The following is a 23,418-nucleotide window of genomic DNA, read 5'->3' as shown; positions in this document are numbered from 1 at the left end:
CCGGATTTCAGATGCCGAAGACGCCCGGCAGGTCATAAACACCTTTGATTTCGGTGTACTCGTAGAAAGGATTGGCCGGCTCATGCTTGCGGTTGACCCAGACTTTGGACTTGATGCCGAGGTCGTAGGCGGTCATCAGGTCATAACGGAACGAGGACGACACATGGGTGACGTCTTCCGGACCGCAGCCGAGCACGTCGAACATATATTCAAAGCCGTTCATCTGCGGCTTGTAGGATCCAGTTTGTTCAGCCGTGATCACCTTGTGGAAGGGCGCACCGAGCTTTTCCACATTCGACATGATCTGGCTGTTCATGGCGTTGGAGAGGATGACGAGCGGAATTTCCTTGGCCAGTTTTGCAAGGCCTTCCGGCACATCCGGATGCGGGCCCCAGGTTGGCACTTCATTGTAGATGCGCAGTGCATCTTCCTCGCGGAAGGTCACGCCATTGCGCTTGCAGGTGCGCTTGAGGGAGTTGTGCACCACATCCGCATAAGGCTTCCAGGCGCCCAGCACCTCATCAAGCCGGTAGGCGGAGAAGTCGCGAATGAAGACGTCCATCTTCGCTTCATCGAGCATTTCGCCATAGATGCGGCGCGCGGCGCCTGCCATGTCGAAGTTAATCAGTGTGCCGTAGCAGTCGAAGGTCACGTATTTCGGGCGGAAGGTCATTTTAATCCCCGTGCTGCAAGTGCCGGAAGGAAGAAGGATCAGGCAGGTCATTGCTCGCCTGCTGATCTATCCTAGACAGCCCGCAAAAAGCCCCCGCCGCTTTCACGCCATCCCAAAGCACATTCCGCCGTATCAAGAGGGCCCCACAGCACCTTATTGCGCGGCGGCCTTGCCATGCCCGGCCGCAGCGCCAGCCATCGCCCTCCCTCTCACCTGTCCGTGGCAGATCATGCTTAGAAAGCCCCAGCGAACAGCGGAAGATACTGTCAGCACAGAGACCAAGGGCGGGAAGTTCGCCCGGACGGGGCATAGGCTCACATTATCACCCGTCTTCCAGCGCAGGTTCACATGCTGACCGATGACACACTGACCATCCAGCCGATGGAACCGGAACACCTCCCCGGGGCGCTGCGCCTGTCGCAGGCCGAAAAGTGGCCCCACCGGGCGGAGGACTGGAGCCTCTTCCACAGCCTGTCAAAAGGCACCGTCGCCATTGAGAATGGCGAAGTCGTCGCCACCGCGCTGACGACCCCCTTCGGTGATGCGGCGACCATCAACATGATCATCGTTGACGGGCGCATGCGCGGGCGCGGACTTGGCCGCAAGATGATGGCCAGCGTCATGAGCCTGATCCAGCCGCAGCAATGGCGTCTGGTGGCAACGAAGGACGGCTTGCCGCTTTACGAAAAGCTTGGCTTCCGTGCAGTGGGCGAAATCCTCCAGCATCAGGGCATCGCCCAAGCACCGGAACAGGTGCCTGCCCTGGCCGAAGAAGGCGTTGACGGGCTGCATCTGGCAGCCCCTGAGGATACACCCGTTCTGGCGCAGCTCGACAAGGCCGCCACCGGCATGGACCGGACGGCGCTGATCGGCGCGCTGTTCCGGCTCGGCAAGATCCTCACCATCCGCGAGAACGGCCGGATCACCGCCTATACCGCCCTGCGTCCCTTCGGGCGCGGCGAGGTGGCAGGCCCCGTCATCGCCCGCGATGCGGATCAGGCCCGCCTGCTGCTATCCCATATCCTGAAGGAATGCGAAGGCCGCTTCCTGCGGATGGATACAGGCGCGGAGACCGGCCTTGCTCCCTGGCTGGCAGAGCACGGCCTTGCCCATGCGGGCGGCGGCATCCCCATGCGGCTTGGAGCCACCAGTGATGCTTCCGGCCCGGTTCACACCTTTGCCCTCGCCGCACAGGCGCTCGGCTGAATGATTGGTCCGGCAGCCGCAGCGCCCGCCGGAGAGAAAGGACGTCCCCATGCTTGCAAACTCGCTGGTCGAACTCGACCGTGCCCATCTCATCCATCCGGTTGCCAGCTGGCGCGGCCACGAGGCCGCCGGTGTGCGCGTGCTGAAGTCCGCCAAGGGAGCAACGGTGACGGACGCCAGCGGCCACACCCTGCTGGATGGCTTTGCCGGCCTGTGGTGCGTCAATGCCGGCTACGGGCATGAAAGCATCATCGAGGCCGCCACAAAGCAGCTGCGCGAGCTGCCCTATGCCACCGGCTATTTCGGCCTCGGCTCGGAACCAGCCATCCGCCTTGCCTCCCGCCTTGCCGAACATGCACCGGGCGATCTCAGCCACGTCTACTTCACGCTCGGCGGCTCGGATGCGGTAGACACCACGGTCCGCTTCGCGCGCTATTACTGGCAGGCCAAGGGCCAGCCGCAGAAGGAGCATTTCATCTCCGTCGAGCAGGGCTACCACGGCTCCACCACCGTGGGCTCCGGCCTCACCGCCCTGCCCGCCTTCCATGCCGGTTTCGGCGTTCCCTACACCTGGCAGCACAAGATTCCTCGCACTACAGCTACCGCAACCCGGTGGGTGACAGCGCGGAGGCGATCATTGCAGCCTCGCTTGCTGCGCTGAAGGCCAAGGTCTCGGAACTGGGCGGCGCAGATAAGGTCGCGGCCTTCTATCTGGAGCCGATTCAGGGCTCGGGCGGCGTCATCGTGCCGCCGAAGGGTTGGGTCAAGGCCATGCGCGATGCCTGCAAGGACATGGGCATCCTGTTCATCGCCGACGAGGTGATCACCGGCTTTGGCCGCACCGGGCCGATCTTCGCCTGCCTTGAGGAAGGCATCGTGCCAGACATGATGACCACCGCCAAGGGCCTCACCTCTGGCTATGTGCCGATGGGCGCAGTGTTCCTCTCCGACCACATGTATCAGGTGATGGCGGATGCGGCAGGCGCTGCCGCCATCGGCCACGGCTTCACCTATTCCGCCCATCCGGTGAGCGCGGCTGTCGGCCTTGCGGTGCTGGATCTTTATGAAAACGGCCTCTTCGACAACGGCGTGAAGATGGGCAACCTGCTGCAGCAAGGCCTTGCCTCGCTGGCAGACCACCCGCTTGTCGGTGAGGTGCGCGGGCGCGGCATGCTGGCAGCGGTGGAGCTTGTTACCGACAAGGCGAAGAAGACGCCGCTTCCAGCCGCGGCCAAGCCAGCGACCCGCATCTTCGACCGGGCCTGGGAAAACGGCCTCGTCATCCGCTCCTTTGCGCAGGGTGTGCTCGGCTATGCCCCGCCGCTGTGCTGCACGGAAGATGAAATTGCCCAGATCGTCGAGCGCACAAAGCTGACGCTGGACCAGACCCTTGCGGACCCGGATGTCCGCGCGGCAATGGCCTGACCCGGTGGCGGTCCTCTACACTTCAGAGGCAAAGCGCGGCGAAGTGTTCGCCGCGCATTTCGCCGCCGAACTGCCCAATCTGCCCTTCCACAGCAATGAAGCACCAGACCCGGCAGCGGTGGAATATCTTGTCGCCTGGACGGCGCCGCAGGATGTTGGCGCCTTGTATCCCAATCTCAAGCTGCTGTTCTCGGTCGGCGCTGGCGTCGACCAGTTGAACCTTGCCGCCTTGCCGCCACACGTGGGCGTGGTGCGCATGCTGGAGCCCGGCCTTGCCGAGCAGATGAAGGAATATGTGACGCTCGCCGTCCTTGGCCTGCACCGGGATCTGCCGCGCTACATCAGCCAGAAATCCGCCAGCCTCTGGCAATCAGGCCGCAACGTCCCGGCGCGGGAGCGGCGGGTGGGCGTCATGGGCCTTGGTCAACTAGGCAAGGCAGTGCTGGAAGCCCTCGCCCCCTTTGGCTTCCCGCTTGCCGGATGGAGCCGCAGCCCGCAGGACATTCCGGGCGTCGAGACCTTTACGGATCTTTTCGCCTTCCTCGCCAGCACCGACATTCTTATCTGCCTGCTGCCGCTGACGGCAGAGACAACAGGTCTTCTGAATGCGCAGCTTTTCGCCCAGATGCCGCACGGTGCCGCGCTGGTCCATGCCGGACGTGGACGCCAGCTGGATCACGAAGCTCTGCTGCATGCACTTGAGAGTGGCCAGCTCGCCAGCGCCTGGCTGGACGTAACGGACCCGGAGCCGCTGCCATCGGATCATCCCTTCTGGCAGCATCAGCAGATTGTGCTGACGCCGCACATCGCGTGCCAGACGCGGGCAGATGACGGTGCAAGGCATGTCATTGCCGGAATACGCGCGCATCAGGCGGGATTGCCGGTGCCGGGGCTGATCGACCGCGCCAGAGGTTACTGAAGCGGCAAGCGCGGCAAAGCACCGCAAAACAGCATATTGTGCCGAAGCCGGATAGGATTCTGGAGCATATGCCGCGCAAAAGAACCGCAAACTGATCTGCAGAAATCAAGGCAACGCATACAAAATGCGAGCCAAGCCCGGAAATCAGGCCGGGCCAATAAACTGGCAGAAAATGCCGGAATCCAACCAGAGGACGCCGCAACTTCTGCGGCAGACACGGGGCTCAGTATGACGGCACAGCCTCTCGCTTCGTTCCGCTACATGACATTTGATGTCGTCGGAACGCTCATTGACTTTGAAGGCGGGTTAATATCCGCCCTGTCTCAGATCGCGGCAGATCAGGGCGTCAGCCTCGACGGAGAGGAAGCTCTCGCCCATTACCGCGCTGCCCGCTACATGCCGGAGGCGCAACTCTTCCCGGATGATCTCGCCCGCGTCTACACGGTCATTGCTCCGAAATTGGGCCTTGACCCGGATCCGGCACATGGCGAGCGCCTGCGGCAGGCAGTGGCGGACTGGCAGCCCTTTGAAGACAGCGTCGAGGCACTGGCGGAACTGAAGAAGACTTACCGCCTGATCGCCATGACCAATGCGCAGCGGTGGGCTTTCGAGCATTTCAACGAAAAGCTCGGCCACCCCTTCCATGCGGCTTTCACCACCGATGACACAGGCACGGAAAAGCCCGACCCGGCTTTCTTCGAGCAGGTGTTCCGCTTTGTGGAGCAGGAAGGCGCAGACAAGGGCGCGATCCTTCATGTAGCGCAAAGCCAGTATCACGACATCGGCGTCTCCCGCAGCCTTGGCATGACCAACTGCTGGATCGAGCGCAGGCACGCTCAGCCGGGCTACGGCGGCACCATCGAGCCCGCGCAGTTCACGAAGCCGGATTACCACTTCACCTCCATGGCCGGGCTTGCCGCGGCTGCGGAGGCCGGGTCCGCCTGACAGCCGGCAGGCAGGCTCGCGGCGATAAAAAACAAAAAGCCGGGCATATCTACGACAAGGGGAACACTGATGAGCAAATTCGAAATCAACAACTGGACTCGCAACGACGATGCGATGGTCGAGGATGCAATCCGCCGCGGTGCGAGCCGCCGCGACATCATGCGCATGTTCCTTGCGGGCGGTATCGGCCTTGCGGCTGGCGGCTCGCTGTTTGCCCGCGCCACCTCGGCCCTCGCTGCCACTCCGGTGAAGGGTGGCCATTTCAAGGCTGCTGGCTGGTCCTCGTCCACCTCGGACACGCTGGACCCGGCCAAGGCCTCGCTCTCGACCGATTATGTGCGCTGCTGCTCGCTCTACAACCGCCTCACATTCCTCAGCGACGGCGGCAAGCTGAACATGGAACTGGCCGACAGCATCGAAAGTTCGGACGCCAAGGTCTGGACCGTGAAGCTGAAGTCCGGCGTCACCTTCCATGACGGCAAGTCCCTCACCTCTGCCGACGTGGTGTTCTCGCTGAAGCGCCACCTCGACAAGGAAACCGGCTCCAAGGTCAACGCCATCGCCAAGCAGATGCAGGAGATCAAGGCCGTTGACCCTCTGACGGTCGAAATCACACTGGAAGCTCCCAACGCCGACCTTCCGACCATCCTGGCCATGCACCATTTCATGATCGTGCAGGATGGCACCACCGACTTCAGCAAGGGCATCGGCACCGGCGCCTTCAAGCTGGAGAGCTTCGAACCGGGCGTCCGCTCGCTGATGAGCCGCAACGAGAACTACTTCAAGGCGGGCGGCCCGAATGTCGACAGCTTCGAATATTTCGCCATCCCCGATGAAATGGCCCGCGTCAGCGCCGTCATCTCGGGCGACATCCACGTTGGCGCATCGATCAAACCGCAATCCATGCGCCTTCTGGAAAGTGCGAACGGCGTTGACCTCGTGAAGTCCACCTCTGGAACCTACACGAACCTGAACTTCCGCATGGACATGGAGCCGGGCAGCAAGTTCGACCTCATCGAAGGCGTAAAGTATCTCATCGACCGCGAATTGATCCAGATGTCGGTGATGCGAGGACTGGCAGAGATCGCCAATGATCAGCCGATTTCCCCGATGAACCCTTACCACAACGCGGACCTGAAACCGCGGGCCCATGACCCGGAGAAGGCCAAGTTCCACTTTGAAAAGGCAGGCGTTCTGGGACAGGCAATCCCGATCGTGGCTTCTGAAGCCGCAAACTCCGCCATTGAAATGGCAACCGTGCTGCAACAGGCTGGCAGCAAGATCGGCATGAACTTCGACATCCAGCGCGTACCATCCGACGGTTACTGGTCCAACTACTGGCTGAAGGCGCCAGTCCACTTCGGCAACATCAACTCCCGCCCGACGCCGGATATCCTGTTCTCGCTGCTCTATGCTTCGAGCGCACCGTGGAACGAAAGCCAGTATAAGTCCGCGAAATTCGACTCGATGCTGCTCGAGGCAAGGGGTGAACAGGACACTGCGAAGCGCAAGGAAATCTATGGCGAGATGCAGGTAATGGTCGCCAACGAGGCAGGCACCGTTATCCCGGCATACCTCTCGAATGTGGATGCAAAGCAGAGCAAGGTGAAAGGTCTGGAGCCGAACCCGCTGGGCGGCCAGATGGGCTATGCCATGGCGGAATATATCTGGCTCGAAGCCTGACAGTCAGCCAGCATCGAACCGGAGGCGCTTGCCGCCTCCGGTCTCTTTATCCCAATCTGCAGAGGCTGCCTGAATGTCAGGGCAAATCACTTTCTTGATCCTGGGACGGCTTGGCGTGACATTGCTCACGTTGCTGATCGTGTCCTTCGTCGTCTTTGGCGCAACTCTCCTGCTGCCGGGCGATGTGGCGGAAATCCTGCTGGGTCAGGCCGCCACGCCCGAAGCCGTTGCCGGCCTGCGTGAGGCCATGCATCTCGATTCCCCGCACTCATCCGCTACGGTCAGTGGCTTCTGGGCATTGTTCAGGGTGACTTTGGCATCTCCTATGTCAACAACATGTCCATTGGCGACCTGATCGGAGGACGCCTTGCCAACACCCTGCGCCTTGCAGCAGTGACAACCGCCATCGCGGTTCCTCTGGCCTTGTTTCTCGGCATCACCATGGCTGTCTACAAGGGGTCGCTCTATGACCGTGCGGTAACGACCACCGTGGTTTCGGTCATCTCCGTTCCCGAATTCATGATCGCCACCTTTGCGGTGCTGGTCTTTGCCGTCTGGCTGCGCTGGCTGCCCGCCCTTTCGCTGGCCAATGATGTGAGCAGCATTGGCCAGCTGCTGAAGGTTTTCGCCATGCCGGTGATCACGCTGACCTGCGTCATCTCGGCCCAGATGATCCGAATGACCCGCGCTGCCGTGATTGAATCCCTGAAGATGCCCTATGTGGAAATGGCACTTCTCAAGGGAGCCTCGCGCAGCCGCATGGTTCTGCGCCATGCACTGCCGAATGCCATCGGCCCGATTGCAAATGCTGTCGCCCTGTCCGTCTCCTATCTGCTGGGCGGCGTGATTATCGTCGAGACGATCTTTAACTATCCGGGCATCGCCAAGCTGATGGTGGATGCGGTTGCCACCCGCGACCTGCCGCTCATCCAGAGCTGCGCCATGATCTTCTGCTTCGGCTTCCTGCTGCTGATCACAATCGCCGACATCATCGCCATTCTCTCCAACCCGAGGCTGCGCAAATGAGCCAGACGCCCGTTTCCCCGGCCCGCTTCGGGTTCCGGATGAACACCACCGGCATCGTGGCCGGGCTGATCATCCTGTTCTGGGCGCTTGTCGCCATCGCCGGACCTTCGGTTGCCCCCTATGCGCCCGGTGATATCGTCGATTTCGATTTCTACGGCCCGATCTCGGAAAAGCTGTGGCTGGGTTCTGATTATCTTGGCCGCGACATCTTCTCCCGTATCCTGCTGGGTACGCGCTATACCGTCGGCATTTCATTTGCCGCCGTCTGTATTGCCTGTCTCTCCGGTGTGGTTTTGGGCATGACGGCGGCCGTTACTGGAGGCTGGTTCGACACGGTGTTGAGCCGCGTGCTGGATGCCTTGAACTCAATCCCATCCAAGCTCTTCGGCCTCGTCATGGTTGCTGCCATCGGCTCATCCATTCCGGTGCTGATCGGCTTGCTGGCGGTCATCTACACCCCTGGCTCCTACCGCTTTGCACGGGCACTGGCGGTCAATTGCAACACCATGGATTACGTCACAGTGGCGCGGGCACGCGGCGAGCGGACGCTGTATCTCATTTTCCAGGAAATCCTGCCCAACATCACCGGCCCGGTGCTGGCCGACCTTGGCCTGCGCTTCGTCTTCATCGTGCTGCTGTTGTCGGGCCTGTCTTTCCTTGGCCTTGGCGTGCAGCCGCCCAATGCAGACTGGGGTTCCCTCGTGAAGGAAAACATCGGCGGCCTGCCCTTTGGCGCCCCCGCAGTGATTGCCCCCTGCATCGCCATCGCCAGCCTGACGATCAGCGTCAACCTTCTGATCGACAACCTGCCAGTCAAGATCCGGGACCGCGCCTGATGACGAAACCTCTTGCCGAAATCCAGGATCTGCACGTCGAAGCCCGCACGGACTCGGGCCGCCGCGTGGAGATCATCAAGGGCGTCAGCCTGACCATCAACCCGGGCGAGATTGTCGCGCTCATCGGTGAAAGCGGATCGGGCAAAACCACGATCGCGCTCACTCTGATGGGCTACACCCGCACCGGCTGCAAGATCAGTGGTGGCAAGGTTCTGCTCGGCGGGCAGGATCTGGTGACCATGAACGAGGCCTCGCGCCAGAAGCTGCGCGGCACGGATGTGGCCTACGTGCCCCAGAGCGCCGCCGCCGCCTTCAACCCCTCCCACCGGCTGATTGATCAGGTGGTAGAGGTAGCCAGCATCCACAAGCTGATGAGCCGGACGGAAGCCCGTGCCAAGGCTGTAGAGCTTTTCCGCGCACTCGCCCTGCCGGAACCGGAAACCATCGGCGAGCGCTATCCGCATCAGGTCTCCGGCGGCCAGCTGCAGCGCCTTGCCGCCGCCATGGCCCTGATCGGCGGCCCGCAGCTCGTCATCTTTGATGAGCCCACCACGGCGCTGGACGTGACAACCCAGATCGAGGTGCTGCGCGCCTTCAAGTCCGTCATGCGCAAGGGTGGCATGGCTGGCGTCTATGTCTCTCATGACCTTGCCGTCGTCGCGCAGATTGCCGACCGGATCATCGTGCTCAAGGGCGGTGAGGTCCAGGAGGAAGGCTCGACGGAACAAATCCTGCATGCAGCCACCCACCCTTATACCAAAGAGCTTCTGGCCGCCTTCCAGCCGGTACCGTTCACAGCCCCTGCCGAGGCAGGGGCGGACATGCCTGTCAGCCGGCCGATCCTTGAGGTCAGCGGCGTTTACGCAGGTTATGGCCCGATCGAGCCGACCGGCCTGCCTTTCAAGACGGTGCTGAAAAACGTCAGCTGCAAGCTGGAGCGCGGGCATAATCTCGGCGTCATCGGCGAAAGCGGCTCGGGCAAGTCAACACTTGCCCGTGTCATCGCCGGTCTGCTTCCTCCCGTGCGCGGTCATGTCCAGCTCGACGGCAGAGAGCTGGACCCGAAAGCCAGATTGCGCAGCAAGGAAGAGCTGCGGCGCATGCAGATCGTCTTCCAGCTCGCCGATACGGCACTGAACCCCTCCCGTTCCGTCGCCGATATTCTTGGCCGTCCGCTGGCCTTCTACCATGGCCAGAAGGGCGCGGAGCAGGAGGCGCGTGTCAACGAGCTGCTGGATATGGTGCGGCTGCCGCGTGCCCTGCGCCACCGTATGCCGGGCGAACTTTCCGGCGGCCAGAAGCAGCGCGTCAACTTCGCCAGAGCCCTTGCCGCCAAGCCCGACATCATCTTGTGCGATGAGATCACCTCGGCCCTCGATACAGTGGTGGCGGCAGCAGTGATCGAGCTTCTGAAAGAGTTGCAGCGGGAGCTGGGGCTTTCCTACGTCTTCATCAGCCACGACCTCTCCACCGTCCAGTCGATCTGCGATCAGGTGATGGTGATGCAGCATGGCGAGATGGTGGAGCTCCTGGCCAATGACCAGCTGCCGGGCGGCGCAACGCACCCCTATTCCAAGCTGCTCTTCTCCTCCGTCCCCAAACTCGACACCGGCTGGCTCGACAGCCTGCCCGAGAATTTCGCCAGCACGGGGGCTTGAGAGGTAGAGGCTGCCAGTTTGGTCTCTGCGACAAGGTGTTTCAGGCACCTACCATCAAGGATGGCTTCGCTCATTGCGGACTGAATAGTGCTGGGCTGCGGTGTTGGGAAAGCTCTTTCAGATTGCCGCAGCTCCCCTCTCCCCCTCGAGGGGGAGAGGAACGGGTGCCTGACTGTCCGTCCGAAAGCAACACTGCCCGTTGAAGCACAACCAGCAATCTGGACGCCCCTTCACATCGGGAAAATCGTCTTCAGCGGCAGATGGGATTTTACGAAAGGGGACTTCATCACCACGAAGCTGAAGTACTTGTCGATGCCGATGTCCATGTCGATCATGCGCTCCATGATCGCCTGATAATCGCCAATGCTGCCGGTGACGAATTTCAGGAGGTAATCATAGCCGCCGGAGATCAGGTGGCATTCGATGATCTCCTCCACCTTTTCCGCAGCCTGCTGAAAGCGGTCGAAATCCATCTTGCGGTGGTTCTTCAAGGTGATTTCGGTGAAGACGGTCAGTGTCGGGCCGAGCCTTGCAAGGTCGATCTGCGCCGCATAACCGGTGATATAGCCCGCCTGCTGCAGCTTCTTCACCCGCATCAGGCAGGGGCTGGGCGACAGGTGAACCAGTTCGGCCAGCTCCACATTGGTGATGCGGCCATTTTTCTGCAGCTCGTACAGAATACGGATATCGATCCGGTCCAGCTTCATGATGCCCTCTTATAATACGCAGAGAGTAAGCAGAAAATGCCGGATAGGCAATCAGCCAAATTTCCCTGAATATAAAAACTTTTCTCCAGGTACAGGTTCTCCCCCGCCTCAAGCGGCAACAGATTCAGCAGAAAATGCCGTAATTTGACCTCCCTGCGGTAGCCACGCCTGACAGGCAGCCGCTAGGGTGCAAATCAAAGGAGTTTTCCATGCGCGCACCCCTGTTGACGATCGAAACCGCCGGTGACATGCCAGCCGAGGCCGATGTGGTGATCATCGGCGCTGGCATTGTGGGAACATGCGCGGCCTATTACCTCGCAAGGCGCGGTGTGAAGGTGGCGCTGGTGGAAAAAGGCCGCCCTGGCGCCGAGCAGTCCAGCCGCAACTGGGGCTGGTGCCGTCAGCAGAACCGCGATGCGCGAGAGCTTCCGATGGCGACCCGCAGCCTGGCGCTGTGGGATGAACTGGCGGCCGAAATCGGCCCCGGTCTCGGCTTCCGCCGCTCTGGCCTGCTGTATCTGTCCAACAACGAGGCCGAGATCGAGGGCTGGGCGCGCTGGCGTGATTTCGCCCTTACGCAGAATGTCATCACCCACATGCTTACCGCCGAAGAGGCCGCCGAACGCGGGCGGGTGACAGGCAAGAGCTGGAAGGGCGGCGTCTTCTCCCCAACCGACGGCATCGCCGATCCGTCCAGTGCCGTGCCACTGATTGCAAAAGCCATTGAGGCCCATGGCGGGCGCGTGCTGCAAAACTGCGCCGTGCGCGGACTGGAGCTTTCCGGCGGGCGCGTCAGCGGTGTTGTCACCGAACGGGGCACCATCCGCACAAAGACTGCCGTCATGGCAGGCGGCGCCTGGGCCTCCAGCTTCTGCCGCCAGCTCGGCATCCGCTTTCCGCAAGCCTCCGTCCGTGCATCGATCCTCTCGGTCAGCGAAGCCGCAGGCATTCCCGATGCGCTGCACACGGCGCGCGTATCCCTGACGGCGCGCAAGGGCGGCCATACGCTGGCCATTTCCGGCCGCGCCCGCGTGGACCCGACCGCGCAGATGCTGCGCTTCGGCACCACCTTCATTCCGATGTTTCTGAAGCGGCACAAGTCCCTCGCAGTCGGCGGACTTGAGGGCCTGCGCAGCGGCCACGAGAGCCTCTCGCGCTGGCGGCTGGACCGGGAAACGCCGATGGAGCGCATGCGCATTCTCGATCCCAAGCCCGACCCGTCGCAGATCCGCGAGACGCTGGCCCGTGCCCGGGAACTGATCCCTGCGCTCAATCAGAGTGAGGTTACCGCGGCATGGGCTGGCTATATCGACAGCACGCCGGACGGTGTGCCGGCCATTGGAGAAACGCAGATCCCCGGCTTCGTCCTCGCCGCCGGCTTCAGCGGCCATGGCTTCGGCATCGGCACGGGGGCAGGCGAGATGATCGCCGATATCGTCATGGGGAAAGAACCGGCGCTCAATGCCAAGCCCTATCACCCCTCCCGCTTCAGCGAGAGCTCCTGGGGCAAGGTCGCCGATTTCTGAGAGAAAACTGCGGCCACGCCCCAGCCTTCCGCCTCCCCTCACCCCAGCGCGTGATTGACAAGGCCGAAGGTGATCGCGGGACCACCCTCAGGCACATCTCCGAGGGTCATTGTCGTCACAGTGTCGAAGAGCCCGAGCCCGGCCTCGTGTAGGAAACGGCGCAACGGGCCGTCCTCCGCCCGCGTGTCCATGCGCAGGAACACACCCTGATGCGCCGACACATGCGGGCGGATGAGGGCAATCGCATCCTCTTCCGTCTCTGCAACGACAGGCCCGATCACCCGTCCACGCCCGAATTCACGGCAGAGCGCAAAACCAGTCACGCGCCCCTCGCGCAGAAGGACAGTGCCTTCAGACAAATCGAACAGCAGCTCGAACACCGGCGACCGGTCCGCGCCATAGGCCTGGGCGTCCAGCGCGATGATTTCCGGTGCATGTTCGGGCAGCATCGGGACAGCCCTTTCAGGCCCATCGGGAACCTTGACTGCCATGCCCTGATGCTGGTGAACAGCAGCGCGGGGAATGAAGCCAAGAGACAAATACAGCCTGTAGGCCGCCTTGGTGGCGTTGAGCACCTTGCCCCGGTCTGCCGTATCCGCCAGCACGTGCTGCATCAGCCATGCCCCGGCCCCATGTTCCTGCAGACGCGGCGACGTGATGACCATACCAACTGTCGCGAGCTTCGGCCCCATGGGAAACCACATGGCAGAGCCCAGCACGCGGCCGATCTCGTCGCGGGCGACATAGCCATGACCGAGGCCGATGGCGAGTTCCCAGTCCTTTGGGCGGTGGGGCCAATTGACACCAATCGACAGCTCATGCAACCGGGGAATGTCATCCGGCAGCATGTCTGTGCGGGTCACCTCATAGGTGTCGAGCGTCATGGTCAGACCGGCCTGCACGCGCTTGCTCCCTCAAGTTGCGGTAAGCCTGAGTCTAGCAGCTGACGGCGGAATTTCGTGCTATTTCCGGGTGTTACGAAGCAGATTCTGCCACGGCCCGTTGCTTGCCCCATTCCGGCGGAAGGGGACGCGCCGTATTTCCCTCAACAATACGCAACCCGATCTCCTGCCCGGGACCGGGATAGCTCTTGCGGCAAAGCTGCAGCAGGCAGTTGGCCGCATCGCGCCCAAGCTGCAGGCGCGGCAGGTCGAGCGTGGTCAGCCGCGTGCGGATGGAAAAGGCATGCGAGGTGCCGTTGAAGCCGATAACGGACACCTGCCCTGGCACATCAACCCCTGCCTCGAAAAGATAACGCAGACCACCTGCCGCCATGGCATCGTTGAGGAAGTGTATCCCTTCCACATCCGGCACACTTCCCAGCAGCTGCCGGACCAGCAGGTTGCCGCTTTCCACCTGCCGCGGCAAAGTGCCGCCATCCAGAACAGTCAGGCGCGCACCGGCAGCCGACACCTCCGCCGCAAATCCCTTGAAGCGCTCGCGGGCACACAGGTCGGCCTCCAGCTGCGAACCGACATAGGCAAGGCGCCTGAGACCTGCGTCCAGCAGCCGCCGTGCCGCCATGCGTCCTGCCTCTGTGTGATCAACACCCACAGCCGCATCAAGGCCAGCATTGCGCTGATCCCACATCTGCACTGCCGGCACCTGCCGCCGCTCCAGCAGCACCTGCGCCTTTTCCGTGCGCAGGATTCCGCCTGACACCAGCAATCCTGCCGGTTTCAGCGATAGCATGGTCCGCAGCAAGCTCTCTTCCAGCACCGGGTCGAAGAAGGTCTCGCCGATGAAGGTCTGCATTCCCTCCGGCCGCAGCACACCATGAATGCCGCCCAGAACTTCCGCATAGACATGGTCACTGATCGAGGGAATAAGAACGGCCACCAGATTGCTCGTGCGCGAACTGAGAGCACCGGCGAGCGAGTTCGGAACATACCCAAGTTCGTCAGCCAGCTGCTTGATCCGTGCCCGCGTCTCTGCACCCAGGCGCCCGGTATCCCGGAGCGCCTTGGACACGGTCATGGGGCTAACACCCGCACGCGCAGCCAGATCGGCAATGGTCACGGGACGCTTTTCGGGAAGAGCTTGACGCCCAAATTTGTTATCGATATCATCCATGATGGGTTAACGATAACCCAAACGCACGCCCCGTGCAATTTGAAGCATTCCAACTTCTGGGAGGAGGACGGATGCACAGCATAATCCGCCTCATCTGGCGCTCTATCGATCTCATCATCGCAGTGCTTCTGACCGCGATGATTGCCATCGTCTTTGCCAATGTCGTCCTGCGCTACGGTTTCTCGTCCGGCATCCGCGTTTCAGTGGAGCTGTCACGCCTCTGGTTCGTCTGGGTGGTGATGCTGGGTGCGGCCGTCACCCTGCGCCGGGGCGAGCATCTTGCGCTGGCCGAGTTCGCGGAAGCCGCATTCCCGAAGTATATCGGCCTCCTGCGCCGTGCTTGCTGGCTGGTGATCCTTGGCACTGTGCTGCTGCTGTTCTGGGGCTGCATGAAGCAGACCATGATGAACATGGCCAACATCTCGCCGCTCACGGGCCTGCCCTCCGGGCTGTTCTATCTGTCCGGTGTCGTGTCCTCTGTGCTCATGGCAGCTATCGCGGTGGTGCGCATCTTCAACCCCGACAGTGTGAAGCAAGTCCTTGCGGAGGATGGCACGGAATGACCCTCGTTCTCTTTCTGGCCGTCCTGATAGGCTCGATCCTGCTTGGTCTGCCGGTTGCCTTTGCCCTTCTGCTCGCTTCCATGGCTCTGATGCTGCAGATGGATCTGCTCAGCACCGACATTCTGGCGCAGAACCTCATCAACGGCGTCGATAATTTTCCGCTGCTGGCCATTCCGTTCTTCCTGGTCGCCGGTGAAGTGATGTCGCGCGGCGGGTTGTCGACGCGGATCGTGCGCCTCGCCTCTTCGCTCGTCGGCCACCGCAAGGGCGGCCTCGGCTATGTAGCAATCATGACCTCCATCGTGCTGGCGGGCCTGTCCGGTTCGGCCGTGGCCGATGCAGCCGCCCTGGTCTCGATCCTTTATCCGATGATGCGTGACGGAAACTATCCGGAAGGGCGCAGCCTTGGCCTGCTGGCAGCAGGCGGCATCATCGCACCGATCATCCCGCCGTCCCTGCCGCTGATCCTGATCGGCGTTGCCGGCAACATCTCCATCGCCAAGCTCTTCCTGGCCGGCATTGCACCGGGCCTGATGATGGGCCTGACGCTTGTCCTCGTGTGGAGCTTCATGATCCGCAGGGAAAACCTGGAGGTGCTGCCGAAGGCTTCGGGGGCCGAGCGCTGGAAGGCGTTGAAGGAAGGCATCTGGGCGCTGCTGCTTCCCATCATCATCATTGGCGGCATCCGCACCGGCGCCTTCACGGCAACGGAAGCCGCCGTCGTGGCAGCCGTCTATGCGATCCTCATTTCCACGCTGGTTTACCGTGAACTGACCTTCCGCGACTTCGTGCATGTGCTGATCGGCGCGGGCCGCTCCACCGCGATGGTGATGTTCCTCGTTGGTGCTGCCATGGTCGCTGCCTGGCTCATCACGGTTGCCCAGCTGCCGCAGCAGCTTGCTGCCCTGCTCCAGCCGCTGATCGACAGCCCGCGCCTGCTTATGCTGGTGATCATGCTGATAGTGCTGGCTGTGGGTATGGTCATGGATCTTTCACCAACAGTGCTGATCCTCGTGCCGCTGTTCATGCCCGTAATCAAGATGGCAGGGATCGACCCCGTCTATTTCGGGCTCATGTTCATCATGAACTGCTCCATCGGGCTCATCACGCCGCCGGTTGGCACAGTTCTCAACGTCATCTGCGGCGTAGGCCGTGTTCAGATGAGCCGTGCCGTCAAAGGCGTGTGGCCTTTCGTGATCGCCTACGCCCTTCTGCTCGGTCTCTTCATTCTTGTGCCCGAGCTGATCACCGTTCCTGCCCGCTTCATGGGCGGATAATCGTTTACCTGGGCTCAAAGCCATCATTCTGGGAGGAGCATAATATGAAGAAAGTCCTGAAAGCCCTTGGCCTCGCCACGGCCCTGACCCTTGCTGCCGTCAGTGCACAGGCGCAGACCACGCTGAAGTTCGCACATGCCGCACCGGAAACGGATCTGCAGCAGAACCTTGCTGTTTTCTTCAAGGAGCAGGTCGAGGCCCGCACCAATGGCTCTGTCACGGTCAACATTTTCCCGCAGGGCCAGCTTGGCAATGACGCGGCCATGATCGATGGCACCCGCTCGGGCATCATCGACATTGCCATGTCGGGCCTCAACAACTTCACCGGTCTCGTCAAGGAAGCCGGTGTTGTCGAACTGCCGTTCATGTTCCCGAACCGTGAAGTCGCTTACAAGGTACTGGACGGTGAAATCGGCCAGGGCATTGCCGCGAAGTTCGAACCCTTCGGCATGAAGGTTCTGGGCTTCCCGGAAAACGGCTACCGCAACATGACCAACAGCCGCGGCCCGATCAAAACCCCGGCCGACCTTGCTGGCCTGCGCATGCGCGTGAACAACTCCAAGGCTCTGAACGACATGTTCACCCTGCTGGATGCAAACCCGCAGCAGCTGCCGGTGGCCGAGCTTTACACCGCGCTGGAGACCGGCGTCGTGGACGCGCAGGACCATCCGATTGGCATCGTTCTGTCCTTCAAGTTCTACGAAGTGCAGAAGTACCTGTCGCTCACCCAGCACGCCTACTCCAACCTGGCGCTCGTCATGAACAATGACAAGTTCAAGGGCCTCACCGCTGACGAGCAGAAGGTCATCACCGAAGTGGCCGCCGAAGCCGTCGCCATGCAGCGCAAGCTGGCACAGGATAAGGAAGCGACCATGATCGCCGAACTGACTTCTGCCGGCATGACCGTCAACAGCGACGTTGACGCAGCCGCCTTCCAGGAAGTCGTCCGCCCGGTGTGGGACAACTTCATTGCCGAGAACGGCGACACCCTCGTCAATGCCATCGTTGCGATGCAGAAGTAATCCGCAGCGCACGAATGTTCAGAAGGGCGGTCCGGCAACGGGCCGCCCTTTGTATTTGAAGGAGCGGTAGGTTTTCGTCATCCCATGACGGATCGCGGGGCAGCCAAGTGCCTTACACGCTGCTGCCGCGGATCTGCAGGACGGGAGCGATGGCGATGGTCTGGGGGAGAGGGGCTTGCCGCCAAGAGCCTCGACGATGATGCCCGCTGCCTGCTCGCCGATCTGGCGCGGATGCGGGTTGATCGTGGTCAGCGAGGGCACGGAAATGCCGGCAATTTCGTAGTCACCGAAGCCCGCAATGGAAATGCGCTCTGGCACCAGCACGCCCCGGCGCTGGCATTCGGTCAGCGCGCCGAAGGCCGAAAGGTCGGACACGCAGATGACGGCTTCCGTGTCCGGCATTTCCTCCAGCAGGCGGCCCATGGCATTGGCCCCTTCCCGCATGGAGATGGGCGGCACACCGGCGGCAATCAGCCGGTTTGTCTCCAGACCATGAGCCTTCATCGCTGCGATAAAGCCGTTACGGCGGTCGGTGCCACGGGTATCCCTGTCAGCATCGCCGCCGATGAAGGCAATCTTGCGCAGGCCGCGTGCGACAAGGTGATCGACCATCGCCCGTACAGCCGCCTCATTGGAGAAGCCGACGACATGGCCAATGGGCGCGCGCGGCAGATCCCAGGTTTCGACAACGGGAATGGCTGCGTTTTCCAGCAGTTTGCGGGCGCGGGGCGTGTGCTGGCCGCCGGTGACGACGATGGCCTCTGGCCGGCGCCGCAACAGCTGTTCGATCAGCTGCTCTTCAGTGTGAATGTCGTAATTGGTATAGCCCAGCAGGATCTGCAGGCCATGATCCTTCAGCGCATCGGAGAGCCCGCCGACCGTTTCCGCAAAGTTGGCATTGTTCAGCGAAGGGATGCTGACGGCAACAAAGCCGGTGCGCTGGGAGCGCAGGTTTGAGGCGGTGCTGTCAAAAACATATCCCAGCTCCTCGGCCGCCTGAAGGATCGCCGTTCGCGTTGCCTCCGAGACCGAACTGCCGTCCTTGAAGGCCCGGCTGACGGTCATGGGTGAGACGCCCGCGACGCGGGCGACATCAGCCATGGTGGGCGGTTTGCGGGTCTGGTGCATCAGGGGCCGTGGAGCTGGGGTTATCGTGACCCTCCAGCATTGCCGGAAGGCTCGCCGGTTGGCAAATCAGCCAGCCAGCACGTGGTCGTGTGCCGTGGTGATGTGGTGATGGATGCGGCCCGTGAAGAAACGCTCCAGCACGGACTCGGTCGCCGCACGCGCTTCGGCCCGTATCGGGCTGGCGAGAGCGGCATCAACGGTTGCGAGATCCGGGTAGCTGATGGCGAGGATCATCGGATATTCCGGAGCGCCCTCGTCACGGCTTTCGGCGAAGGTGACACGCACGGCCAGCGCACCGGGGAAACCCTTCCACTTCGGCAGGATTTCAGACAGAACGGCCTCACGGAAGGCTGCGTCCTGGCCTTCGTGAACCTTGCCCTCGAACAGGGCGTAGCGGGTGATCATTCAAAGTTCTCCTGGTTGGGCCCCTTGAAGAACTCCATCAAGGCGGCCTGATCTTCTCCGCCAAGGCCCGCAGCGGTCAGCATGCGGTGCACCTCGGCGCAAATGGCGGTCAGCGGCATGGCGGTATGGGTCAGGCGTGCGAGATCCTGCGCGCCATTGAGGTCCTTCACCATGTTGTCGATACGCCCCGTGCGGCGGTAGTCGCGCACGGCAAAGCGGGGCATGTATTCCTGCAGGATGGCGCTGTCGGCGCGCCCGCCCTTGAGCGCCTGCGGAATGCGGGTCACCTCCACACCGGCAGCCTCCGCCAGCGCGGTTGCTTCGGCCACGGCCAGAAAGCCAAGGCCGCAGAGCACCTGGTTGATCAGCTTGGTGGTCTGGCCTGCGCCCGCCGGGCCCATGTGGGTCTGGTTGCTGGCAACGCCGGAGAGCACCTGCTGGGCTTCCTTGACGTCTGCCTCTGCACCGCCCTGCATCAGGGTGAGCTGGCCGATGGCTGCCTTCGGAATGCCGCCGGACAGCGGGCTGTCCACCCAGCGCAGGCCCTTTTCAGCCGCATCCGCAGCAAGCTGGCGCGTGGCTTCCGGATCAATCGACGACATGTCGACGATCAGCGTGCCCGATGCCGCCCCTTCTGCAACGCCGCCAGCGCCGAAAACGGCGGCACGGACGATGCGAGGAGCATTTAGGCTGAGGATTACGGCCTTGGCGCCAGATGCAGCTTCCGCAGCACTGGCCGCAGCCACAGCGCCCTTGGCCACGAGCACATCCACCTTGGCGGTGTCCAGATCGAACACCTTCAGCGCTGTGCCGGTTTCAACGAGGCGGGCGCCAATGGCACCGCCCATGGCGCCTGCGCCAATCAGCGCAACATGTCCAGTCATGCCTTGATCTCCTCCAGATTCAGCCCCTTGACGATGCCATCCACAAGCGCATCGAGCGGCTGGCTGATATCGGCAGTGAGCGCGCCTTCGTCCGGCTGCGGCAGTTCCAGCGCCGCGAACTGGCTGTCGAGCAGCGACAGCGGCATGTAGTGCCCCGTGCGCTGCGCCATGCGCCCGGCGATGAGATCGCGCGAGCCGGCCAGATGCACAAAGGTCACCGGCCCGCCTGCCAGCGCCCGGATGCGGTCGCGGTAGACCCGCTTCAGCGCCGAGCAGCCGATGATGAGCGGCGCCTTGTCCGCAAGCTCCCGGCCCACCTGATCGAGCCAAGGCCAGCGGTCCTCGTCGGTCAGGGGAATGCCGGAGCGCATCTTCTCGACGTTGGCAGCCGGATGCAGATCGTCACCGTCCCGGTAGGCAATACCGGTGCGGGCGCTGATGGCCTCGCCCACGCTCGACTTGCCGCAACCGGCAACGCCCATGAGAATGATGCGGGTGCTCATCACAGCGAGGCCGTGATGCCGCCGTCAACGAACAGCACGTGGCCGTTGACGAAAGAAGCCGCTTCTGAGGACAGGAACACGCAGGCGCCAACCAGCTCCTCGACCTTGCCCCAGCGGCCTGCGGGCGTGCGCTTTTCCAGCCATGCGGAGAAGGCCGGATCGGCCACCAGTGCGGCGTTGAGCGGCGTATCGAAATAGCCCGGCGCGATGGCGTTGCAGTTGATGCCATACTTGGCCCAGTCGGTGGCCATGCCCTTGGTCAGGTTGCCGACAGCGCCCTTGGTGGCGGTGTAGGGGGCGATGGACGGGCGGGCGAGCGCGGTCTGCACGCTGGCGATATTGATGATCTTGCCTTTGCCGCGCTTGATCATGTGGCGGGCAACGGCCTGGCCCACATGGAAGATGCTGGCAATGTTGGTCTGCAGCAGGCGCTCGAAGGCATCCGCCGGGAAGTCCTCCAGCGGGGCGCGGTGCTGCATGCCGGCGTTGTTCACAAGAATGTCGATGGCGCCATTCTTCGCCTCGAAGGCATCAACGGCAGCGCGGACACCTTCGTGATCCGTCACGTCAAATGCGAGGGTTTCCGCACCCGGAATCTGGGCCGCAGCTTCGGCCAGACGTGCCGCATCCCGGCCATTCAGGACCACCTGCGCACCGGCCGCAGCAAGCCCCTTGGCAAGCGCAAGACCGATACCCTGCGAGGAACCGGTTACCAGTGCACGGCGTCCGGTCAGGTCAAATAGCTGAAGGCTCACTCTCTTCCCCTTTGTCAGAAAACCACTCGACAAGTTCGTCTGACCCTGTTTATGTTATCGATAACATTTGATGTCAAGCACGAAGCTTACGGAGACAAGAATGAGCAAGCCCCACCTCCTCCAGGTCGGACCGTACCCGGAGTGGGACCAGATCCCCCTTGATGAAGCCTTCACCGTGCACCGCTATTTCGAGGCGGCGGACAAGGCGGCTTTCCTTGCTGAAGTGGGCCCGCAGATCCGCGGCATCGCCACACGCGGCGAGCTTGGGGCCAATGCTGACATGATCGCAGCCTGCCCTAACCTGGAAGTCATCAGCGTTTATGGCGTCGGCTATGATGCAGTGGATCTGAACGCTGCCAAGGCCCGCGGCATCCGCGTGACCAACACGCCGGACGTGCTGACCAATGACGTTGCCGACCTTGGCGTCGCCATGATGCTGGTGCAGTCGCGCGGCATGATCGGCGCGGAAACCTGGGTCAAGGACGGCTCGTGGGCTGCCAAGGGGCTTTATCCGCTGAAGCGCCGCGTCTGGGGCCGCAAGGCTGGCGTGCTGGGCCTTGGCCGCATCGGCTACGAAGTGGCCAAGCGCCTCGCTGGTTTTGACATGGAGATCGCTTACTCGGACGTGTCCGCCAAGGATTACGCCTCGCAGTGGGAGTTCATTCAGGACCCGGTTGCACTGGCTGCCCGTTCCGACTTCCTGTTTGTCACCCTCGCCGCATCGGCTGCCACGCGGCACATCGTCGGCCCGAAGGTGATCGAGGCTCTGGGGCCGGAAGGCATGCTGATCAATATCAGCCGCGCCTCCAACATTGACGAAGAGGCGCTTCTGGATGCACTGGAGAGCGGCAAGCTCGGTTCGGCCGCGCTTGACGTGTTCGAAGGCGAGCCGAAGCTCAACCCGCGCTTCCTCAAGCTCGAAAACGTGCTGCTTCAGCCGCACCATGCCTCGGGCACTATCGAGACCCGCAAGGCCATGGGTCAGCTCGTGCGCGACAACCTGACCGCCCATTTCGCCGGCAAGCCCCTGCCGACACCGGTTCTGTAAGGATCACACCCATGCGTGCCATCGTCATTCATGCCGCCAAGGATCTTCGCGTCGAAGAGCGCCCGGAGGAAACCCCGGGCGAAGGCCAGCTGCGCCTGCGCCTTGCCACCGGCGGCGTCTGCGGCTCGGACCTGCACTACTACAACCACGGCGGCTTCGGCACCGTGCGCCTGCGCGAGCCGATGATTCTCGGCCACGAAGTCTCCGCCTATGTGGAGAGCGTTGGCCCCGGCGTCACCGGATACACCGAAGGCCAGCTTGTGGCCGTGTCCCCGTCCCGCCCCTGCCGCAGCTGCAAGTACTGCCTTGAGGGCCTGCCGAACCAGTGCCTCAACATGCGTTTCTACGGCTCGGCCATGCCCTTCCCCCACATCCAGGGCGCCTTCCGCGAGGTGCTGGTGGCTGACCAGTTCCAGTGCGTCGATGCAACCGGCCTGACTTCGGGCGAAGCCGCCATGGCAGAACCCCTGGCCGTGACCCTGCATGCCACCCGCCGTGCAGGCGACATGCTGGGCAAGCGCGTGCTGGTGACCGGCTGCGGCCCCATCGGCATCCTGTCGATCCTCGCCGCCCGCCGCGCCGGTGCGCAGGAAATCGTGGCGACCGACCTGTCCGACTTCACGCTGGCGCTGGCCCGCAAGGTAGGCGCAGACCGCACCATCAACATGGCGAGCGAACCGGATGCGCTGGCCGCCTACAACGCCGACAAGGGCTATTTCGACGTGCTCTACGAGTGCTCGGGCGCTGCCCCTGCACTGGCTGGCGGCATCGCAGCCCTGCGCCCGCGTGGCATCATCCTGCAGCTTGGCCTTGGCGGTGACATGAGCGTACCGATGATGGCCATAACGGCAAAGGAACTGGACCTGCGCGGCTCGTTCCGCTTCCATCCGGAATTCGCCGTGGGCGTCAGCCTGATGCAGAAGGGCCTCATCGACGTGAAGCCGCTGATCACCCACACGGTCGGCCTCGACAAGGCAGAGGAAGCCTTCCTGCTGGCCTCAGACCGCAGCCAGGCCATGAAGGCCCAGATCTCCTTCTCCTGACGTTGTCCGCAATCAACTGCCGCGCCCGGCAACTCTACTGGCCCGCAAAGGCCACCGGGCGCGGCCTTTCTCAAACTCAGACCGCCTCGTCGCGTAAACGCCTTTCTCGTCCA

General features: G+C 62.5%; 20 protein-coding genes and 3 pseudogenes. 14 read left to right on the top strand and 9 right to left on the bottom strand.

Annotated elements, in window-relative coordinates; translation table 11 throughout:
* Positions 1-7 precede the first annotated feature (7 nt).
* Positions 8-673 (bottom strand): haloacid dehalogenase type II, encoded by a 666-nt coding sequence (locus ACQB61_RS02765; protein WP_430511396.1) that lies wholly within the window; start codon positions 671-673, stop codon positions 8-10.
* A gap of 348 nt (positions 674-1,021) precedes the next feature.
* Here ACQB61_RS02765 and ACQB61_RS02760 point away from each other — a divergent pair, with 348 nt between their 5' ends.
* The 8 genes and pseudogenes from ACQB61_RS02760 to ACQB61_RS02725 all read left to right on the top strand — a co-directional run bounded on the left by ACQB61_RS02760 (position 1,022) and on the right by ACQB61_RS02725 (position 10,371).
* The gene (locus ACQB61_RS02760) at positions 1,022-1,879 is read left to right on the top strand and encodes a GNAT family N-acetyltransferase (protein ID WP_430511395.1); all 858 of its coding nucleotides are present in this window, start codon (positions 1,022-1,024) and stop codon (positions 1,877-1,879) included.
* Positions 1,880-1,928: 49 nt separating this feature from the next.
* A pseudogene (locus ACQB61_RS02755) lies at positions 1,929-3,304 on the top strand (aspartate aminotransferase family protein).
* 4 nt (positions 3,305-3,308) lie between these two features.
* A complete protein-coding gene (locus ACQB61_RS02750) occupies positions 3,309-4,223 on the top strand; it encodes a 2-hydroxyacid dehydrogenase (protein ID WP_430511394.1) in 915 nt (304 codons plus the stop codon).
* A gap of 228 nt (positions 4,224-4,451) precedes the next feature.
* Positions 4,452-5,168, top strand: a complete 717-nt coding sequence (locus ACQB61_RS02745; RefSeq protein ID WP_430511393.1) for an HAD-IA family hydrolase — start codon at positions 4,452-4,454, stop codon at positions 5,166-5,168.
* Between the two features lie 69 nt (positions 5,169-5,237).
* Positions 5,238-6,851 carry an ABC transporter substrate-binding protein gene (locus ACQB61_RS02740; protein WP_430511392.1) on the top strand — a complete coding sequence of 538 codons (1,614 nt, stop codon included), beginning with the start codon at positions 5,238-5,240 and terminating at the stop codon, positions 6,849-6,851.
* 73 nt (positions 6,852-6,924) lie between these two features.
* Positions 6,925-7,877: pseudogene (locus ACQB61_RS02735) on the top strand (ABC transporter permease).
* On the top strand, positions 7,874-8,713 hold the full coding sequence (locus ACQB61_RS02730; RefSeq protein ID WP_430511391.1) for an ABC transporter permease: 840 nt from the start codon (positions 7,874-7,876) through the stop codon (positions 8,711-8,713). The pseudogene ACQB61_RS02735 and the gene ACQB61_RS02730 overlap by 4 nt, the downstream one beginning before the upstream one ends.
* A complete protein-coding gene (locus tag ACQB61_RS02725; protein WP_430511390.1) occupies positions 8,713-10,371 on the top strand; it encodes an ABC transporter ATP-binding protein in 1,659 nt (552 codons plus the stop codon). Before ACQB61_RS02730 ends, ACQB61_RS02725 begins: the two co-directional genes overlap by 1 nt.
* Positions 10,372-10,601: 230 nt before the next feature.
* Here ACQB61_RS02725 and ACQB61_RS02720 read toward each other — a convergent pair whose 3' ends face one another.
* Positions 10,602-11,078 carry an Lrp/AsnC family transcriptional regulator gene (locus ACQB61_RS02720; protein ID WP_430511389.1) on the bottom strand — a complete coding sequence of 159 codons (477 nt, stop codon included), beginning with the start codon at positions 11,076-11,078 and terminating at the stop codon, positions 10,602-10,604.
* A 209-nt stretch (positions 11,079-11,287) separates the two neighbouring features.
* Between ACQB61_RS02720 and ACQB61_RS02715 the strand changes: the two genes are divergently transcribed.
* On the top strand, positions 11,288-12,604 hold the full coding sequence (locus tag ACQB61_RS02715; protein ID WP_430511388.1) for an NAD(P)/FAD-dependent oxidoreductase: 1,317 nt from the start codon (positions 11,288-11,290) through the stop codon (positions 12,602-12,604).
* A 38-nt stretch (positions 12,605-12,642) separates the two neighbouring features.
* Here ACQB61_RS02715 and ACQB61_RS02710 read toward each other — a convergent pair whose 3' ends face one another.
* Entirely contained in the window at positions 12,643-13,506 is an 864-nt protein-coding gene (locus tag ACQB61_RS02710; protein ID WP_430511387.1) for a GNAT family N-acetyltransferase, read from the bottom strand.
* Between the two features lie 73 nt (positions 13,507-13,579).
* On the bottom strand, positions 13,580-14,623 hold the full coding sequence (locus ACQB61_RS02705) for a LacI family DNA-binding transcriptional regulator (RefSeq protein ID WP_430511386.1): 1,044 nt from the start codon (positions 14,621-14,623) through the stop codon (positions 13,580-13,582).
* Positions 14,624-14,748: 125 nt separating this feature from the next.
* Here ACQB61_RS02705 and ACQB61_RS02700 point away from each other — a divergent pair, with 125 nt between their 5' ends.
* The 3 genes from ACQB61_RS02700 to ACQB61_RS02690 are packed head-to-tail and all read left to right on the top strand — an operon-like array spanning position 14,749 to position 17,539.
* Positions 14,749-15,240, top strand: coding sequence for a TRAP transporter small permease (locus ACQB61_RS02700; protein ID WP_430511385.1), 492 nt, complete (start codon positions 14,749-14,751; stop codon positions 15,238-15,240).
* Positions 15,237-16,517, top strand: coding sequence for a TRAP transporter large permease subunit (locus ACQB61_RS02695; RefSeq protein ID WP_430511384.1), 1,281 nt, complete (start codon positions 15,237-15,239; stop codon positions 16,515-16,517). The genes ACQB61_RS02700 and ACQB61_RS02695 overlap by 4 nt, the downstream gene beginning before the upstream one ends.
* Positions 16,518-16,561: 44 nt before the next feature.
* Positions 16,562-17,539, top strand: a complete 978-nt coding sequence (locus tag ACQB61_RS02690) for a DctP family TRAP transporter solute-binding subunit (RefSeq protein ID WP_430511383.1) — start codon at positions 16,562-16,564, stop codon at positions 17,537-17,539.
* A gap of 112 nt (positions 17,540-17,651) precedes the next feature.
* Here ACQB61_RS02690 and ACQB61_RS02685 read toward each other — a convergent pair.
* From ACQB61_RS02685 to ACQB61_RS02665, 5 genes and pseudogenes are all read right to left on the bottom strand, one after another.
* Positions 17,652-18,667 (bottom strand): annotated as a pseudogene (locus ACQB61_RS02685) (LacI family DNA-binding transcriptional regulator).
* Between the two features lie 66 nt (positions 18,668-18,733).
* Positions 18,734-19,072 carry a hypothetical protein gene (locus tag ACQB61_RS02680; protein ID WP_055454226.1) on the bottom strand — a complete coding sequence of 113 codons (339 nt, stop codon included), beginning with the start codon at positions 19,070-19,072 and terminating at the stop codon, positions 18,734-18,736.
* Positions 19,069-19,956 (bottom strand): NAD(P)-dependent oxidoreductase, encoded by an 888-nt coding sequence (locus ACQB61_RS02675; RefSeq protein ID WP_430511382.1) that lies wholly within the window; start codon positions 19,954-19,956, stop codon positions 19,069-19,071. The genes ACQB61_RS02680 and ACQB61_RS02675 overlap by 4 nt, the downstream gene beginning before the upstream one ends.
* On the bottom strand, positions 19,953-20,459 hold the full coding sequence (locus ACQB61_RS02670) for a gluconokinase (RefSeq protein WP_334251059.1): 507 nt from the start codon (positions 20,457-20,459) through the stop codon (positions 19,953-19,955). Before ACQB61_RS02670 ends, ACQB61_RS02675 begins: the two co-directional genes overlap by 4 nt.
* The gene (locus tag ACQB61_RS02665; RefSeq protein ID WP_019965592.1) at positions 20,459-21,214 is read right to left on the bottom strand and encodes an SDR family oxidoreductase; all 756 of its coding nucleotides are present in this window, start codon (positions 21,212-21,214) and stop codon (positions 20,459-20,461) included. Before ACQB61_RS02665 ends, ACQB61_RS02670 begins: the two co-directional genes overlap by 1 nt.
* A 100-nt stretch (positions 21,215-21,314) precedes the next feature.
* Here ACQB61_RS02665 and ACQB61_RS02660 point away from each other — a divergent pair, with 100 nt between their 5' ends.
* Positions 21,315-22,262: a 2-hydroxyacid dehydrogenase gene (locus tag ACQB61_RS02660; RefSeq protein ID WP_430511381.1), complete on the top strand. Its 948-nt coding sequence runs from the start codon at positions 21,315-21,317 to the stop codon at positions 22,260-22,262.
* 11 nt (positions 22,263-22,273) lie between these two features.
* Positions 22,274-23,305, top strand: a complete 1,032-nt coding sequence (locus ACQB61_RS02655) for an L-idonate 5-dehydrogenase (protein WP_430511380.1) — start codon at positions 22,274-22,276, stop codon at positions 23,303-23,305.
* Positions 23,306-23,418 lie beyond the last annotated feature (113 nt).

It is taken from the genome of Pannonibacter phragmitetus, assembly GCF_050510895.1.
Taxonomy (GTDB): Bacteria; Pseudomonadota; Alphaproteobacteria; order Rhizobiales; family Stappiaceae; genus Pannonibacter; species Pannonibacter phragmitetus_B.
Note: the sequence above shows the minus strand (reverse complement) of the source record. Positions and strands in the feature narration are given on the sequence as shown.